General features: G+C 66.9%; 15 protein-coding genes. 5 read left to right on the plus strand and 10 right to left on the minus strand.

Annotated elements, in window-relative coordinates:
- Positions 1-2: 2 nt before the first annotated feature.
- On the minus strand, positions 3-800 hold the full coding sequence (locus ACM62G_RS00130; RefSeq protein ID WP_273825604.1) for a ribonuclease activity regulator RraA: 798 nt from the start codon (positions 798-800) through the stop codon (positions 3-5).
- 216 nt (positions 801-1,016) lie between these two features.
- On the opposite strand from ACM62G_RS00130, the gene ACM62G_RS00135 reads away from it, so the two are divergent.
- The 4 genes from ACM62G_RS00135 to ACM62G_RS00150 all read left to right on the plus strand — a co-directional run bounded on the left by ACM62G_RS00135 (position 1,017) and on the right by ACM62G_RS00150 (position 5,750).
- Positions 1,017-1,943: an alpha/beta hydrolase gene (locus tag ACM62G_RS00135; RefSeq protein WP_419736433.1), complete on the plus strand. Its 927-nt coding sequence runs from the start codon at positions 1,017-1,019 to the stop codon at positions 1,941-1,943.
- A 133-nt stretch (positions 1,944-2,076) separates the two neighbouring features.
- Positions 2,077-3,102 carry an NAD-dependent epimerase/dehydratase family protein gene (locus ACM62G_RS00140; protein ID WP_273825606.1) on the plus strand — a complete coding sequence of 342 codons (1,026 nt, stop codon included), beginning with the start codon at positions 2,077-2,079 and terminating at the stop codon, positions 3,100-3,102.
- Positions 3,103-3,172: 70 nt separating this feature from the next.
- A complete protein-coding gene (locus ACM62G_RS00145) occupies positions 3,173-4,468 on the plus strand; it encodes an MFS transporter (RefSeq protein WP_419736434.1) in 1,296 nt (431 codons plus the stop codon).
- 163 nt (positions 4,469-4,631) lie between these two features.
- Positions 4,632-5,750, plus strand: coding sequence for a saccharopine dehydrogenase family protein (locus ACM62G_RS00150; protein WP_419736435.1), 1,119 nt, complete (start codon positions 4,632-4,634; stop codon positions 5,748-5,750).
- 7 nt (positions 5,751-5,757) lie between these two features.
- Here ACM62G_RS00150 and ACM62G_RS00155 read toward each other — a convergent pair whose 3' ends face one another.
- A complete protein-coding gene (locus ACM62G_RS00155; protein WP_419736436.1) occupies positions 5,758-6,948 on the minus strand; it encodes a CynX/NimT family MFS transporter in 1,191 nt (396 codons plus the stop codon).
- A gap of 78 nt (positions 6,949-7,026) precedes the next feature.
- Here ACM62G_RS00155 and ACM62G_RS00160 point away from each other — a divergent pair, with 78 nt between their 5' ends.
- A complete protein-coding gene (locus ACM62G_RS00160; protein WP_054059382.1) occupies positions 7,027-7,842 on the plus strand; it encodes an AraC family transcriptional regulator in 816 nt (271 codons plus the stop codon).
- A 4-nt stretch (positions 7,843-7,846) separates the two neighbouring features.
- Here the strand turns inward: ACM62G_RS00160 and ACM62G_RS00165 are convergent, their stop codons facing one another.
- From ACM62G_RS00165 to ACM62G_RS00200, 8 genes are all read right to left on the minus strand, one after another.
- On the minus strand, positions 7,847-8,173 hold the full coding sequence (locus ACM62G_RS00165; RefSeq protein ID WP_419736437.1) for a hypothetical protein: 327 nt from the start codon (positions 8,171-8,173) through the stop codon (positions 7,847-7,849).
- A 116-nt stretch (positions 8,174-8,289) separates the two neighbouring features.
- Complete coding sequence (locus tag ACM62G_RS00170) at positions 8,290-8,922, minus strand: RraA family protein (RefSeq protein ID WP_419736438.1); 633 nt, start codon at positions 8,920-8,922, stop codon at positions 8,290-8,292.
- Complete coding sequence (locus ACM62G_RS00175; protein WP_419736439.1) at positions 8,913-9,692, minus strand: IucA/IucC family C-terminal-domain containing protein; 780 nt, start codon at positions 9,690-9,692, stop codon at positions 8,913-8,915. The genes ACM62G_RS00170 and ACM62G_RS00175 overlap by 10 nt, the downstream gene beginning before the upstream one ends.
- On the minus strand, positions 9,689-10,480 hold the full coding sequence (locus tag ACM62G_RS00180) for an ABC transporter ATP-binding protein (protein ID WP_419736440.1): 792 nt from the start codon (positions 10,478-10,480) through the stop codon (positions 9,689-9,691). The genes ACM62G_RS00175 and ACM62G_RS00180 overlap by 4 nt, the downstream gene beginning before the upstream one ends.
- Positions 10,481-10,490: 10 nt before the next feature.
- Entirely contained in the window at positions 10,491-11,522 is a 1,032-nt protein-coding gene (locus ACM62G_RS00185) for a FecCD family ABC transporter permease (protein WP_054062677.1), read from the minus strand.
- The gene (locus tag ACM62G_RS00190; protein WP_054062678.1) at positions 11,515-12,504 is read right to left on the minus strand and encodes a FecCD family ABC transporter permease; all 990 of its coding nucleotides are present in this window, start codon (positions 12,502-12,504) and stop codon (positions 11,515-11,517) included. Before ACM62G_RS00190 ends, ACM62G_RS00185 begins: the two co-directional genes overlap by 8 nt.
- Positions 12,501-13,397, minus strand: a complete 897-nt coding sequence (locus ACM62G_RS00195; protein ID WP_273825615.1) for an ABC transporter substrate-binding protein — start codon at positions 13,395-13,397, stop codon at positions 12,501-12,503. Before ACM62G_RS00195 ends, ACM62G_RS00190 begins: the two co-directional genes overlap by 4 nt.
- Positions 13,387-15,255: an IucA/IucC family protein gene (locus tag ACM62G_RS00200; RefSeq protein ID WP_419736441.1), complete on the minus strand. Its 1,869-nt coding sequence runs from the start codon at positions 15,253-15,255 to the stop codon at positions 13,387-13,389. Before ACM62G_RS00200 ends, ACM62G_RS00195 begins: the two co-directional genes overlap by 11 nt.
- Between the last annotated feature and the right edge of the window lie 3 nt (positions 15,256-15,258).

The raw sequence follows: 15,258 nt of genomic DNA on the forward strand, positions 1-15,258 counted from the left end.
CCTTATCGGGCGATGATCGAAGGGATGGCCGGGCGACCGGAGGCGACCCAGTCCTGGTAGGCGGCGATGGCCTCGGGGCTTGGCGGGTAGACCCCCCACAGCGGCTCGCCGGCGGCGATGCGCATGGCCAGGTAGTGCTCGATGTCGTCCTGTTCCAGGCAGACCTCGGCCAGTTCCTCGGCCAGGTGCGCGGGGACCAGGGTCAAGCCGTCGGCGTCACCGACGATCACGTCGCCCGGGTAGACGGCGATGCCGGCGCAGCCAATCGGCACTTGCAGGTCAGCCACGTGGTGGTAGGAGATGCGGGTGGTGGCGGTGATTTCGCGGGCATAGGCCGGCAGGCTCATTTCGGCGATCTCGCTGCCGTCGCGCAGTGCGCCGTCGGTGACGATGGCGCGGGCACCACGGGCCAGCAGGCGGGTCACCAGGATGTTGCCGGCGGACGCGGCGGCCGGGTCGTTGCGGCTGTCGATCACCAGCACGTCGCCCGGCTGGATCTGCTCGACACCCTGCCACTGCAGGTTGTCGCCATTGGGCCGGGTGGTCATGGTGCCGTAGGTGTCGATGTCCTCGCGGGCCGGAATGAAGCGCATGGTGAAAGCCCGCCCGGCGAACGGCTTGGCATTGCGACTCATGGCTTTCAGCCCGACGAACGCCGGCTGGCGAAAGCCGCGCTTGAACAGTTGCGTGGTCAGCGAACCACTGGAGCAACGCGAGAGTTTTTCGAGGGTCGCATCGCTGACCGACACCTTGCGATTGGCGCTGTTGTCGTAGTCTTCGGCGTATTGGTGAATCGCCATTATTGTTCTCCAGGCTGAATGGGACGGCGGGCTCGTCGAGCCGGCAACTGGAGACCGATCCTAGGGGCAAGCCCGGCTGCGACAAAACGTCATCACCCGAGAACCGGGCCGCTTGTCCCACATGGCGAGAATCACCCCTGGCGACACTGGCGGAAAAAAAACTCGCGAAGGCAGGTGGCGCTAGGCTGCGCGGGACTTTCCACCGGAGCCTTCGGCATGTCCGCCTACCCACTCGATCCCAACCTCGCCGCGTATGTGGCGCACAGCGCGACCTTCACCCCGGAGAACGACAGCCTGGCAGCTCGTCGCGCAGCCTTTGCCAAGGCCTGCCGGCATTTCACCCCGGCACGGCCAGCCCGCGTCCGGGTCGATGACGAACACCTCGACGGCCTGGCCGTGCGCCTCTACACGCCCCTGCAGCCGGCACCGGCAAACGGCTGGCCAACCCTGCTCTACCTGCATGGCGGCGGTTGGAACATGGGCAGCCACACCACCCATGACTGGTTCGCCTTCGCGCTGCTCAAGCGTCTTCCCGTGGCCATCGTCGCGGTGGACTACCGCCTGGCGCCAGAGCATCCGTTCCCGGCCCCGCTGGAGGATGCGCTGACAGTCTGGCACGCCCTGCGCAGCGGGCATTGGCCACGATGGGACTCGGAGCGGTTACTGGTCGCGGGCGACAGCGCCGGCGGTTCGATCGCCGCCGGCCTGTGCGTTGCCCTGCGCCAGCTCGGCTTGCCGCAGCCGCTGCTGCAGGCGCTGGCCTACCCGGTACTGACGGCGGACGAGACACTGGAGTCGATGCAGGCCCATGCCCATGCGCCGATGCTGACCACCGCCGGGCTGCGGGCATCGCTGGCCGGCCATCTACCGGATGCCGAGCAGCGGATCGACCCTCGCGCGCTGGCCCTGGCGATCGATGACGCCACCGGCCTGGCGCCGGCCTTCATTGGTGTCGCCGAGTACGATCCGCTGTTCGACCAGGGCCGGCAATACGCGCAAGCCCTACAACGCGCCGGGGTTCCCGTCCAATTGCACATCGGCCGGGGCCTGGTGCATGCCAGCCTGCGAGCGGCCGGAGTGGCGGCGGTGGAACAGTTCTACGACGCCCTGACCGAGGCCCTGGGCAAGGCGCTGGCCCTCTAGCGGCATCGCTTCGATTCCCACAGTGCGGGACGCAACGCCCCCTCGGCCAGGCCGGCGCGATTGCAGCCCGCCGCCCTTTTCCACACGCTGCGCCGCATTCCACTTCATCCAAAAATAATCAGGGGAATGCAACATGAAAGTCTTCATCACCGGCGCCAGCGGGCGCGTAGGCAGCCAGGTCGCCAAGGCGCTGATGCAGCGCGGCCACACGATCAGCACCGTGGTACTGCCGAGCGACCGCAATCTCGCCGCGACCCGGGCCACCGGCATCGACTGCATCACTGGCGACCTGGCCGACCGCAACTGCGTCCGCCAGGCCATGGAGGGCGCCGAGGCGGTGTTCCACCTGGCGGCACTGATCTCCTTCCGCACAGAAGACCGCGACCGCCTCTGGCAGGCGAACGTCACCGGCAGCTACAACGTCTTCGACTGCGCCGCACAGCAATCGACCGAGCGGCCGGTGCGGCTGATCTTCGCCTCCAGCGACCAGGTTTACCCGACACGCTTCGCCCGCTATCGCCCGGTCGACGAACACCACCCGCGCGAGCCCTACAGCTTCTACGGCATGACCAAGCTGCTCGGCCAGGACCTGCTGGACTTCTTCGCCCGCACTCATCCCAACCTGAAAGTCACCACCGCGGTGTTCTCACACATCGAGGCGGCAGCCGAAGTGGTCGACCCGAATGGCGAATACTCGCGCCCGGCGTTCTCCCTGCAAGGGCGCATCGACAGTCTACGCGCCGCCAGCAGCCACAACGCCAACTCGGCAGCCAGCGACGTGCAGCGCCTGCTGGATATCCTCGAACCGCTGGCGGGTGACGACGACCCGCTGCTGCTCGCTCGCGATGCCAACGGCAATGCCCATACCCAGGAGTTGACCGACGTGCGCGACATCGTCGACGCCCTGCTGCTGATGCTCGACAAGCCGGCTGCCATCGGCGAAACCTTCAACCTGGCGCCACCGAGCCTGGTCGGCCTGGACACCTTCATCCCTTACCTGGCCAAGGCCACTGGCCGGCGCTACGTCGAGGCCAACCTGCCAGCCGAACTCGGCCAACCCCACAGCACTGCCGCCAAGGCGCGCGCCCTGCTCGGCTGGTCACCCCGCTACAGCCTGTTCGACATGGTCGACGAAGCCGTGGCCGCGCAGAAGCGCTGAGGCCCCTCTCCTCCTCCACCTCCTCACGCAGGTCGTCCCGGCCTGCGTGTGCCTGCACAGGCGAACCTTCATGAACAAGAACAAAAGCCAATATCGTTGGTTCATCGTGACCCTGCTATTCATGGCCATGGTCATCAACTACATGGATCGCGCCGCGCTGTCGGTCGCCATGCCCTTCATCACCCAGAGTTTCGAACTCACGCCCAGCGAAAAGGGCATGGTGTTCAGCGGTTTCTTCATCGGCTATGCCGCCTTCAACTTCATCGGCGGCTACCTGGCCGACCGCTACGGCCCCAAGCGCGTGTTCCTGTGGGCGATGTGCATCTGGTCCGGGCTGTGCGCGCTCACCGCCACGGCCTACAGTTTCTGGTCGCTACTGATCGTGCGCGCGCTGTTCGGCATCGGCGAAGGCCCGGTGCCGACCACGGCAAACAAGGTGGTCAACAACTGGTTCCCGATCCGCGAGCGGGCCCGGGCGGTCGGCATCAACCAGGCCGGAGGCCCGCTCGGCGGCGCGCTGGCCGGGCCGGTGATCGGCGTGCTAGCGCTGTCGCTGGGCTGGCAATGGTCCTTCGTCATCGTCGGGGCCATCGGCATGGTCTGGGCGATCGCCTGGAAACTGATCGCCACCGACCACCCGGCCCAGCACCCACGGGTGAGTGCCGATGAACTGGCCGATATCCAGGCCGGGCGCGACACCGCCACGACGACCGATGACGCCACGAACAAGCCGAGCCTGCTTTCCGTGCTGCTGCGCCCGGCCGTGCTGTGCACCGGGTTCTCGCTGTTCTGCTACAACTACACGCTGTACTTCTTCATGACCTGGTTCCCCAGCTACCTGGTGGACATCCAGGGCGTCAGCCTGCAACAGATGAGCTGGATCACCGCCTTCCCCTGGCTGGTCGGGGCCTGTGGCATGGCGGCCGGTGGCTTCCTGATCGATCGCATCTACCAGAAAACCGGGCGCCAGCTGTTCTCGCGCAAGGTGGTGCTGGTCAGTTGCCTGACCATCGCCGCAGCCTGTATCGGCATGAGCGGCCGCTCCGAGTCCACGCACCTGGTGGTGTTCTTCATGTCCATCGCGATCGGCTTCCTGATGCTCACCGCCTCGGCCTACTGGGCGCTGATCCAGGACACCGTGCCCAGTTGCTACGTCGGCACCGCCGGCGGCCTGATGCACGGCATGGGCAACTGCGCCGGGCTGTTCGCACCAACCCTGACCGGGTTCATCATCCAGACGACCGGCACCTACAGCGCTGCGTTCATCGTCACCGGGGTACTGGGCGTGGCCGGGGCGCTGGCGGTCGGATTGTTCGTCCGCCAGCGCAATGAAGTGCCCCATCAACGGGCGGTGACCACCAACTGACGGCTGTGCGGGCGGTCTGGAACGACCAGCAATAGCGGCTGCTCCACTCCCGATCGTCCCCCTACGCCCGGCCGTCTCCCACAGCAGGATAGTGTCGCCAGTTCCTCCATTGGCTGTCCTGCCACGTATACTGCCGCCCTCTTCCCTCATTCAAGGATGAATCGTGCGCATCATCGTCATCGGCGGCCTGGGCAACTTCGGCGCGCGGATCTGTCGGCGCCTGGCGCTGGAGCCCGGCCTGGAGCCGATTGCCGCCAGCCGCAGCGCCAGCGCGGGCCGGCACCGCTTCGACAATGGGCAGACCGTCGCCACCCTGCGGCTTGATATCGAAGCCGCCGATTTCGAGCAACGCCTTGCCGAGGCCAGGCCGGACCTGGTCATCCACTGCGCCGGGCCCTTCCAGGGCCAGGACTATCGGGTTGCCCTGGCGGCCTGCGCCGCCGGAGCGCACTACATCGACCTGGCCGACGGCCGCGACTTCGTCGACCGCTTCGCCGCCAATGTCGATGCGCAGGCACGAGCGGCCGGCGTACTGGCCGTCTCCGGTGCCAGCAGCGTACCGGGCCTCTCCTCGGCGGTAGTCGACCACCTGGCCCGATCCTTCGCCCGCCTGGACAGCATCAGCATCGCCATCGCCCCCGGCCAGCAGGCGCCTCGCGGCGTAGCGACCATCCAGGCGGTGTTCGGCTACGCCGGCCTGGCTTTTGACCGATGGAACGGTGGCGCCTGGGTGAAAAAGTACGGCTGGCAGGACATTCGCACCTTCCGCTTCGCCGGCATGGGGCGCCGTTGGGGCGCGGCCTGCGACGTGCCGGACCTGGCCTTGTTCCCAGCCCGTTATGCCGGGGTCCGCGATGTCGAATTCCATGCCGCCCTGGAACTGCGCCTGGAACATGCCGGCCTGTGGCTGGCGGCAGCCTTGCGGCGCCTGGGCATGCCACTGCCGATCAGCCGGTTCGCCGCACAGCTGGATGCCTTGTCGAGAAAGGCCCTGGACCGCTTCGGCAGCGACCTGGGCGCCATGCGCGTGCACCTGCGCGGCCTGCGCGGCCTGCGCCAGGACGGCACACCCGGCAGCCTGACCTGGCAACTGACCGCCCCCGGCGGCAACGGCCCGGAGATTCCCTGCATGGCCACCGTGCTGCTGGCCTGCAAGCTGGCCAAGGGGGAAATCCTCCGGACCGGGGCGATGCCGTGCCTGGGCCTGGTGCAACTGCAGGAGTTCGAACCGGAATTCCAGCGCTGGGGCTTCACCTCGGCAGTTGTCGACGGCGAAACCTGACACGCCATCAATGCCTGTGCGGCTTGAGCAGCGGCGTCAGCACCAGCATCGCCAGCGAGGCCACCACCAGCAGGCCGTAAGACGCCTCGAAGGTTCCGGTATGATCGCGCAGGAAGCCGAAGGCAAACGGCCCCAGGGCAGCCACCAGGTAGCCGATGAACAACATGAAGGCGGTCCATTGGCCGGCTTGTTCATGAGTGCGGGTGTTGTCCAGTGGCAAGGTCATTGCCAGGGCGAAGCAGGTGCCCTGCCCCAGGGCAATCGCCACCACTGGCAGTGCGCCAAGCAGGGCCGGGGCCAGCCAGAGCGCCGCCGCACCAGCGGCCGAGAGAACCGCCGACCAACCCAGCCAGGCACGGCGATCCGGTGTGGAGCGGGTCATGACCCCGGAGACGAAACTGCTGATCGCGATGATGGCGGCGAACAGGCCCAGGTTCAGCCCCGATCCCAGGCTGTTGATCGCCAGTTCGCGGCTGCTTTCGCCCACCCAGGCGAAGCAGGCATAGCAGACGAACTGGCCCAGGCCGAAGTACACCGCGATCAGCCAGGCCCGGCCGCTGCGAAATGCCGGTTGGCTGACAGGGCTGCAGGCGCTTTGCACAACCTGCGGCCGGGACGGAAACGCCGTCGCCAGACGTTGCCAACTGATCATCGCCAATACGCAGAGGACCGCCCAGATACCCGCCGCCACACGCCAGCCACTCTCGGCCAGCGCCACGTATTCACTGCCCACCGCGGCCAGGGTGGCGCCTATGCCGAGACCGGCGGCATAGATGCCCATGAGCATGGCCGCGTTGCTGGCGAAGTGGCTCTTGATCCAGCCGCCGATCAGCGGGCCGGAGATGGCAACGCCCACCCCTACCAGGAAGGTCGAAAACAGCAGGCTGGTCGATGACCCGGCGAATGCCCGCAGGACCATCGCTCCCCCCAGCAGGGCCAGGGAGAACAGCACCACCCGGTCGTTGCCGAAACGACGACCGATGCGCGGAATGAAAATGGCGAACAGCCCCATGCACACATCCGGTATCGCCGTCAGCAGCGCCGCCTGGGCGTGCCGCAGGCCGAACTCGGCCTGTATCGCGCCGACCAGCGGCCCGACCGAGACTATGCCCGGTCGCAGCGACAGCGCCAGGATGAACAGGCCGAGGCCCGCCATTAATTCGATTGCCCGCGCTCTCTGTGCAACGGCGACTGACATGTGCTGCCTCCAGGTATCTATCGCTGAACTGATTTGTGTGGCAAATACTAAGTTCGCCACCGACCTGGACGGTTTTGCATGAATGCCAATATTCGTCGCCAAAGTGACAGCCGCAAAGCCGAGGGGCACAGCGATGATCATCACGACTATCAGGACCTGCCCCGGGTGATCACCGCGTTCTCCCGCGACCAGCCGGCCGGCAGCTACAACGCGCCGCACAGCCATCCGCGGGGGCAGTTTCTCTATGCCAGCAAGGGCCTGATGCGGGTCGCCAGCGAACAGGGCATCTGGTACATCCCACCCCAGCGCGGGCTGTGGATTCCGGCGGGGGTGGTGCACGACCAGGTGATGCTCAGCGACACGCGGATGCGCACGATCTACGTCGAGCGCAGCCAGGCCGAACGGTTCGGTGAGCGGGTCAAGGTGATCGAGGTCGACACGCTGCTGCGCGAGCTGATCCTGGCCCTGGCCGAGCAGCCGATGCTGTATCCGGACGACCCGCCCAACCGCAGCATCGTCACGCTGATCCTGCACAAGCTGGAACATTCGCGGACGGTGCCGCTGGAGATTCCCTGGCCCCGGGACCGCCGTCTGGTCACGATCTGCCAGCAGATACTGGAGGAGCCGGGCAAGGCACAGACCATCGAGCAATGGTCCGAGGTGGTCGGCGCGAGCAGCCGGACGCTGATCCGGTTATTCATCAGCGAAACCGGCATCACCTATCGGCAGTGGGTACAACAGGTCCGGGTAGCCCGGGCCTTGACCCTGCTGGAGGCTGGCGAACCGGTCAATCGCATTGCCGACAGCCTGGGGTTCGCCAGCCCGAGCGCCTTTTCGGCGATGTTCAGGCGCCTGCTGGGCGAGTCGCCCAGGGACTATCAGGAGCGGGACTGAAGACCTAGATCGGCTTGATCGAAATCACCTCGAAGTAGCGAAACTTCTTCTTTTTCGCCGCGGCCTTGGCCTCCTGCTCGGCGGTGAAGGTGCTAAGGGTGTTGGCGTCGTACACCAACTCCTCGATCTCGCCTTCGAACTCCTTGGTCGCGTGCAGGATCACCCGCAGCTTTGGCGACAGAGCCTTGGCGACGGGCCGGCGTTTGGCGGGCGCCGCCGGGGTGACGACAATCTTGGGTTCAGGTACTTGCGGGGAGATCGGTTCAGCACTCGGGCGCGGGGAGCCGAACAGCGCCAGGCGCATCTCCTCTTCGCTCAGGACATTGCTCATTGCGGGTGTCTCGATTACAGGTAGGCAGCTGGATATGTAGTAAGCTAACGAACTTTACCAGAGTTGTCTGTCGTCCGCTGCGATCGTTGTCACCGTTTGCTTTCCACCTTGCAGAATCAGGCCCCCTTGGCGATCAACTTGGCAAGAAGCCCCGCCCGGCGCAGGCGATCGGCATTTTCCTTCGCCACGAACTGCGGCAACAGTTCCCGGGCCTGCTGCGCCGTGAGGATGAACACCCCGTCATCGTCACCGATGGCCAGGTCACCCGGCTGGACCTGGACGCCACCGACCCGCACCGGCAGGTTGAGTTCGCCGCTCTGCCCCAGGCTGCGGGTGGTCAGTGCGCTGACGCCTCGGCTGAAGATCGGCAGACGGTGCTCGCGCAGCGCCGCAACGTCGGTCACCGCGCCGGACACCACCACGCCGGCCAGCCCCTTGATCAGCGCCGCCAGGGTGCGCAACTCGCCCCAGCAGGCACACTCGCCGTCGCCCTCGCATTCGATCACCAGCACATCACCCGGCTCGCAACACAGCAAGGCATCGCGCAGGATGCTGCCATCGGGTGTGCGCAGCCTGGCCGTCACCACGTTGCCGATCATGTGGATGCCCTCGAACAACGGCCTCAGGCCCCGCAGGTAGCCCGCGTCGAGCACATGGCCGATGGTGGAACTGGAAATACTCCGGTACTGCAGCAGCAGTGCTGCGTCGACCAGTTGCCGACGCGGTGCGATTCGTGGGTTCAGCGACATTTCTTCGGCCTCAGCAGGGGGCAGGTGGAACAGTATTCGACCGGATGGCTCGCCTCGTAGTAGAAGCAGCAGGTGCGTCGAAAGCGGATGCGCTTGCCTTCGTTTTCAAGGATCGTCGGCGGTCGGCGAAAATGCCGGAGCGGGTTGTAGTCCAGGCCGAACAAGGCCGGCTCGGCCTCGTTCAGCAGCCAGTGGAAATCGGCCTCGCAGCGCTGGCGAATCAAGGGGTCCTCGACCTTGGCCATGCGCTTCTCGTACAGCGAATAGACCCGCACCGCGGTGTTCTCCCAGAGAATCCTGCGGGAAATGCCGGTGACCCGGTAGAAGGTCTGCCACAGCGGCTGGAACGTCCCGGCGAACAGGCTGGAGACGATAGACTCGCGCCAGGCCTCGCGCTGCCCCGGCGCATAGCCGAACGCCTGGGGCTGATCCAGCGGCATCGACGAGGTCCACAGGCCATCGTCATGCCCGTACTCGACCCGGCAGTTGTCCAGCGACAGCAGCAGGCCCTTGTCGTACACCGACATCGCGTACAGGCAGGCGCCGGTGCCGAGAAAGGAGAAACGCTTGGCCAGCAGCGAAGCGGTGATCGCCAGGGTCGGCGAACCGATCACCGGTCCCAGCGCCTGCAGCAGGTCTTCGCAGGTCGTCTCATCGAGCAGGGCCCGCGCCGGCAGCGAACGCGGGTCGCTCTGCTGTAACGGCTTGAGCCGCAGCGCCCCGGACAGCAGCGCCCACTGTGCGTCGGTGAACAGATGGGCCAGGGTCATTGCGGCAATTCCCGGCCAAACGGGATGCACAGCGGTGTTCCGAAGAACGGGTCGCTGATGATCCGGCAGTTGAGGTCGAACACCTGCTTGACCAGCGCCTCGCTGAGAATGTCCGTCGGGCGCCCCTGGGCGAAGGCCGTGCGCTGGTGCACCGCGACCATGTGGTCGGCGTAGCGGCAGGCCAGGTTCAGGTCGTGCAGGACCATGACGATAGTCTTGCCCTCCTGGCGATTGAGGTCGCGCAGCAGGTCGAGGACTTCGATCTGGTGAGCCAGGTCGAGAAAGGTGGTCGGCTCGTCGAGCAGGACCATCTCGGTGTCCTGGGCCAGGGTCATGGCGATCCACGCCCGCTGCCGCTGGCCGCCGGACAGCGCGTCCACCGGACGCTCGGCCAACTCCAGCGTGCCGGTCTGCTGCAGGGCGCGCTCGACCATCGCCTCGTCCTGCTGCGACCACTGCTGCATCCAGTTCTGGTACGGGTAGCGCCCCAGCGCCACCAGTTGCCGCACGCTGATACCCTCGGGCGCGCTCGGCATCTGCGGCAGGATCGCCAGTTCGCGGGCCACCGTCGCCGTCGACTTGCGATGGATGTCGGTGCCGTTGAGGATCACCCGCCCCTGCTGCGGTTTGAGCAGCCGGGCGAAGGATTTGAGCAGGGTGCTCTTGCCGCAGCCGTTGCTGCCGATCAGTACCGACACCTGGCCCTGGGGCAGTTGCAAGTCGAGCCCTTCGATGATTGCCTGGCGCTGGTAACTCAGGGTCAGGCCTTGGGCTGTAATGGATGCCATCTGCAATTCCTCAGTGCCGCTGGTTGATCAGGAGATAGAGAAAGAACGGTGTGCCCAGCACCGCGACGAAAATACCCGCGGGCAGGTCCAGGGGCAGAAACAGCGTGCGCCCGACCAGGTCGGCCAGCATCACCAGGTTCGCGCCGACCAGCGCCGACATCAGCGCCTGCCCGGCAAACCCCGGCGCCACCAGGCGTTTGGCGATATGCGGGGCGACCAGCCCGACGAAGGCGATCGCCCCGCCCCAGGCCACGGCCGCACCGGCCAGGGCCACGCTGACCAGCAACAGCCCGGCGCGCAGCCACTGCACCCGGGCGCCGATACCCCGGGCCAGGTCGTCGTCCAGTTGCTGCACCCGCACCTGCCGGGCCAGCCAGAGCAGCAACGGCAGGATCGCCAGCAGACAGCCGGCCAGGGCCCGCGGCTCCGGCCAACTGGCGCCGTAGACACTGCCCGTCAGCCAGACATAGGCCGACAGGGTGGTGGTCAACGGGCTGAACACCAGCAGGAAGGTGGTCACCGCCGCCAGCAGCGCCGACACGCCGACGCCGATCAGCACCAGGCGCAGCGGCGACGTGCCCTGCTTCCAGGCCAGCAGGTAGATCGCCAGCGCGGCCAGGCCGGCTCCGGCCATCGCCGCCAGCGGCAGGAACTGCGAGCCCAGGGCCAGCGAGAAGAACGACAGATAGCCCACCGCCGCGGCGCTGGCGCCACTGGTGATGCCCAGCAGGTCCGGCGAGGCCAGCGGGTTGCGAATGATGCTCTGCAGGATCAGCCCGGACACCGCCAGCGCCGCCCCCACCAGAGCCGCCAGCACCAGACGGGGCAGGCGCAGTTGCTCGACGATGAAGGTCAGCCCCGGGTCCGCGCCGCCGGCGAGCACGCGCAACACGGTCAGCGGCGACAGGTTGATCTTGCCCAGCGCCAGCGCGCCGAGCATCACCAGCAGGGTCAGCAGCAACGCCAGCACCAGGCGGCCCAGGCTGGAGAGGTCGAGCTGCCGGGAAAAGACCCCGTTACGCACGGTCACAGGCCTAGCCATGACGAGCCCCCCGTCGAGCCAGGACAATGAAGAACGGCGCCCCGAAGAACGCGGTCATCACCCCCACTGGCACCTCCTGCGGCAGGATCACCACCCGCGCCAGGGTATCGGCCAGCAACAGCAGCGTCGCGCCGAGCACCGCGCAGCCCGGCAGCAGCCAGCGATGATCGACGGACAGGCTCTTGCGCACCATGTGCGGCACCAGCAGACCGATGAAACCGATACTGCCGGCCAGTGCCACCGCACTGCCGGCCAGGCCGACGATCAGCACGCTCATCAGCAGGCGGATCGAGCCGGTACGCTGCCCCAGCCCGGTGGCGATCGCCTCGCCGGCGCTCAGCACATTGACCTGGCCGGCCAGCAGCCAGGCACCGAACAACGCGAACGACACGCCGACCAGCAGCGGTGCGGCCATCGCCAGATCACGCTCGGAGAGCGAACCGGCGAGCCAGAACAGCACCGTGTCCAGGCCCTCCTCGTTGACCACCAGCAAGGCCTGACTGAAGGCGGAGAACAGCGCGGTCACCGCCGCCCCGGCCAGCACGATACGCAACGGGCTGAGACTGCTCTCGCCCCGGTTGCCGATCAGCCACACCAGGGCGCCGGCCAGCGCCGCGCCGAGAAAGGCGCACCACAGCCATTGCTGCATCGACGACAGGGCCAACAGCGACGAGCCGAGGATGATCGAAAAGGTCGCACCGGCGTTCACCCCGAACAGCCCCGGCGAGGCCAGCGGGTTGCGCGTCAATGCCTGCATCAGCGCGCCGGCCACGGCCAGGCTGGAGCCGACCGCGATCGCCATCAGGGTCCGCGCCAGGCGGGTGCTGACGATCAGTTGCTCGCCGGCGCTGAGGCTGTCGGCCTGCATCAGGCCACTCAACAGCTGTGCCGGAGAGATCCAGGTGGCACCCGCCGCCAGGCTCAACAGGCAGGACAGCAACATCAGCAGCAGCGCCAGGCTCAGTTTCGAACCACGACTCATGAGGAGGCCACCACCCGGGCGATGTCATCGAGCATCTGGTTGGCCCCGAGGATACCGCCGGAAAAACTCCAGGCGATGCTGTCGACCCGCCAGACCTGGCCATCGCGCGGAGCGCGCAGGTGCTGCCAGAACGGGTAATGCAACAGACGCTCATAGTTGTGCTGCACGGTCTGGCTGTCCGTGCGCTGGAAAACGAAAAACAGGTCGGCATCGACCACAGGCAGGCTCTCTTTACTGGTGAGTTTCATATAGGTGCCATGCGCGCCACGGGCCACCGGATTCCAGTCGAAACCCAGCTCGGTGAGCACGGAGCCGGCGAAGCTGCCCGGCAGGTAGCTGCGCACATGGTCTTCGCGCACATCCAGCACCGAGACGGTCAGCGGCCAGCGCCCGGCGAACTTCGCCTGCAACTGCTCGCGCAGGCGGATGACCCGCTGCTGCCACTGTCCGAGCAGGTCGCTGGCCGCCTGCTGACGGTTGAGCGCCACGCCCATCAGCGCCAGGGTCCGCTTGAACTCGAAAACCTCTTCGAGCATCAGCACCCTGCCCATGCGCTCCAGCAACGGCGCGATACGCTGGTGGCGAAACCGCGAGGCGACGATCACGTCCGGCTTGAGCAGGACGATGTCCTCCAGGCTCGGCTGGGTTTCCAGGCCGACATGGGCGACACCGGCCAATGCCGGACGCAGGTAGCGAAACGTCGGTTTCTCGGTGGGCGAGTCGACCACGCCGACCGGCGTCAGCCCCAGGGCCACGGCGCAGTCGGTGGCGCCCTGGAACAGCGTGACCAGCCGCGGCCCCTCGGCCCGGGCCAGGGACGGCAGGGCCAGCAGGCCGAGGGACAGGCGCAGCACGCTGCGCCTGGAAGGATGCCAGGAACGCTCAGACTTCACGGCGCAACCTGTGGAACGGGTTGACCACCTCGCCCTTGCCGAACGGCATGCTGCCCGGCCCACCGGCGCGGGCGATCATCGGCGTCAGCAACAGCTTCTGCGGCCAGCGCGGTGCCTCGAACAACTGGCGCTGGATCATCGCCCGGGCCTCGTCGTCGAACTCGATGCTCTGCAACAGGCCTTCGAGCACATCGCGCAACACCGTCCACAAGGCCGTCACCGGCACCGCATAGACCTGCGCCAGGGTGTCGATGATCGCCCGCACGTTGACCTGGATGCCCAGGGTCTGCAGCCAGAACAGCAGATCCTCGGGACGCTCGTGGTAAAGGGTGTTGGCATGGCCCTTCTTGATCCGGTAGACCGGGTCGGCCATGCCGTTGCGCTCCAGCCACGGCACGAAGATGCGCAGCGAGTCATGATCGCGCAACAGCAGGCCCTGGGCCTGGCCGGCCTTCCACACCAGCACCGCGTTCTGCCCATGGACCTCGCCGAGCATGCCGATGCGCAGCATGCGCAGGTTGATGTCGAAGAAGCTGTGGCTCAGTTCGCGAAACAGGGTCAGCACCGAAGCCTGGTTGCGCGGCAACTGGCGATACTCCAGCCACTCGTCGAAGAAGTGCCGGTCGCTGTCGGGCAGCGGCGTGCCCAGCGCGGCCATCGGCAGCAGGCGGCACTCGGGATCGTCGAGCAATGCCTTCGGATAGCCCCGCACCATCGCCGACAGGTGCCGCGGCGCCTCGTCGAACAAGGTCGCCTCGGGCGGCATGAACGCCCACCACTTGCCCTCGTCGCACAGGTGCAGCGAGCGCGCCAGGGTCTCGTCGCGGGTCAGCGCCTGGCGCAGCAGGTTCTCGCTGAGGCCGCCGTTGATCATCTTCACCGCCGGCAGGTAACGCGAGGCACCGAGGGAGTAGATCGCCATCGGCAACTTGAGGTAGTCGGCACTCGCGAAGCACGGGGTCATGGACCGCAGCGACGACGTGGCGAACACCGGCGCGCCCTGGAAGGCCAGGCGGCGGCAGTCACCGCGCGCGAACGCCGAGCCCAGCTGTGCCTCCAGCACATGTTCGAACTGCCAGGGGTGAACCGGCAGGGCGACGTGGCTGCGCTCGATCCCCAGCCCACGCAGTTCCTGTTCCAGCTCGGCCTGCAGGTTCTCCGGCAGCAGGTAGCGCGCCGGGAAGGACTGTTCGAGGTCCCCAACCCCGTCGCCGCATTGCAGCAGGGTCTTGTCCACCGCGACCCAATGCAGGCTCACCGGCTGGGCGAACTCGGACTGGTAGCGCCGGTACTCGTCCTCGTCCAGGCCCTGCTTGGCCTTCGCCAGCGGGTGGTACGGACGATCGCGCAGCGACGCCCACTGCTCCATGGTGCGAAAGAAGGTCGCGCCATCCTGTGCCATCAGGTCCTGGTGGTCGATGCGGTGTTCCAGCGACAGCGCGGTCTGCCAGACACTGATGCGCAGCACTTCGAGAAACAGCGCCAGGCCCTTTTCATTGTCCTGCAGGCGCGGCGCCAGGCCGCTGAACACCCGCTGCATGAAGTCCTCGGGCGACAGTCGGGCCCAGCTTTCGCCCTGGCGCGCCAGCACCGGCGTACCTGGCACCTTCTCCCATTGCTGGGTGATGCCGGGACGCAGGGCGATGCTGATGAAGCGCTGCTCCGCCGCATCGCAACACCACTCCCAGATACGCTGCTGCGGGCTCGCCTCGGCCAGCAGCGGCGCCTGCGGATGAGCCAGTTGCCAGTGGGCGGTGTCCACCAGGTTCAGCGGTTCGCTGCCAAATAAGTCTTCCGCCAGCAGGCAGTCGACCAGATCCTGCATCACCAGATCGGCGGCACGTGAAGTGAAGTTCATCGA

This window comes from Pseudomonas sp. COR18, assembly GCF_048568395.1.
In the GTDB taxonomy this organism is placed as follows: Bacteria; Pseudomonadota; Gammaproteobacteria; order Pseudomonadales; family Pseudomonadaceae; genus Aquipseudomonas; species Aquipseudomonas fuscovaginae_B.

Coding starts and splice junctions, on each gene's coding strand:
- ACM62G_RS00175 (WP_419736439.1), bottom strand. CDS start 9,692: ATGACCCTGGCCCATCTGTTCACCGACGCACAGTGGGCGCTGCTGTCC.
- ACM62G_RS00145 (WP_419736434.1), top strand. CDS start 3,173: ATGAACAAGAACAAAAGCCAATATCGTTGGTTCATCGTGACCCTGCTA.
- ACM62G_RS00155 (WP_419736436.1), bottom strand. CDS start 6,948: ATGTCAGTCGCCGTTGCACAGAGAGCGCGGGCAATCGAATTAATGGCG.
- ACM62G_RS00135 (WP_419736433.1), top strand. CDS start 1,017: ATGTCCGCCTACCCACTCGATCCCAACCTCGCCGCGTATGTGGCGCAC.
- ACM62G_RS00160 (WP_054059382.1), top strand. CDS start 7,027: ATGAATGCCAATATTCGTCGCCAAAGTGACAGCCGCAAAGCCGAGGGG.
- ACM62G_RS00200 (WP_419736441.1), bottom strand. CDS start 15,255: ATGAACTTCACTTCACGTGCCGCCGATCTGGTGATGCAGGATCTGGTC.
- ACM62G_RS00165 (WP_419736437.1), bottom strand. CDS start 8,173: ATGAGCAATGTCCTGAGCGAAGAGGAGATGCGCCTGGCGCTGTTCGGC.
- ACM62G_RS00190 (WP_054062678.1), bottom strand. CDS start 12,504: ATGAGTCGTGGTTCGAAACTGAGCCTGGCGCTGCTGCTGATGTTGCTG.
- ACM62G_RS00170 (WP_419736438.1), bottom strand. CDS start 8,922: ATGTCGCTGAACCCACGAATCGCACCGCGTCGGCAACTGGTCGACGCA.
- ACM62G_RS00130 (WP_273825604.1), bottom strand. CDS start 800: ATGGCGATTCACCAATACGCCGAAGACTACGACAACAGCGCCAATCGC.
- ACM62G_RS00180 (WP_419736440.1), bottom strand. CDS start 10,480: ATGGCATCCATTACAGCCCAAGGCCTGACCCTGAGTTACCAGCGCCAG.
- ACM62G_RS00185 (WP_054062677.1), bottom strand. CDS start 11,522: ATGGCTAGGCCTGTGACCGTGCGTAACGGGGTCTTTTCCCGGCAGCTC.
- ACM62G_RS00140 (WP_273825606.1), top strand. CDS start 2,077: ATGAAAGTCTTCATCACCGGCGCCAGCGGGCGCGTAGGCAGCCAGGTC.